The organism is Pseudomonas huaxiensis, assembly GCF_003231275.1.
Taxonomy (GTDB): domain Bacteria; phylum Pseudomonadota; class Gammaproteobacteria; order Pseudomonadales; family Pseudomonadaceae; genus Aquipseudomonas; species Aquipseudomonas huaxiensis.
The window spans coordinates 1-640 of record NZ_QKVL01000159.1 but is presented as its reverse complement, the minus strand read 5'-3'; the positions used below and the strand labels follow the sequence as shown (position 1 = coordinate 640).

Annotated in this window: 1 protein-coding gene; it reads left to right on the top strand. The window is 62.0% G+C overall.

Annotated elements, in window-relative coordinates:
- A partial coding sequence (locus DM374_RS32700) for an AMP-binding protein (protein ID WP_157969820.1) occupies positions 1 to 640 on the top strand: 640 nt, incomplete at both ends.

The window sequence follows — 640 nt, the reverse complement described above, 5'->3', positions numbered from 1 at the left end:
TTACGTGATCTACACCTCGGGCTCCACCGGCAAGCCGAAAGGGGCGGGCAACAGCCATCGCGCGCTGGTCAACCGTTTGCACTGGATGCAGAAGGCTTACGGTTTGGACGGCACGGATACTGTGCTGCAGAAAACGCCGTTCAGCTTCGACGTGTCGGTGTGGGAGTTCTTCTGGCCGCTGCTGACTGGTGCGCGTCTGGCGGTTGCATTGCCGGGCGATCACCGTGATCCGGAGCGTCTGGTGGCGACCATCAACGAGTACGGCGTCAGCACGCTGCACTTCGTGCCGTCGATGCTTCAGGCGTTTATGACCAGCGAACTGGTCGAGTCGTGCTGTTCGTTGAAACGCGTCGTTTGCAGCGGTGAAGCATTGCCGGCCGAGCTGGCCGCCCAAGTGTTGAAACGTCTGCCACATACCGGTCTGTACAACTTGTACGGTCCGACTGAAGCGGCGATCGACGTCACCCACTGGACCTGCACCGTCAACGACCACCTGAGCGTTCCAATCGGTCAGCCGATCGACAACCTCAAGACCCACATCCTCGAAGACGGCCTGCTGCCCGCCGCACCGGGCACCGCCGCCGAGCTGTACCTGGGCGGTGTCGGTCTGGCTCGCGGTTACCACAACCGTCCTTCGCTG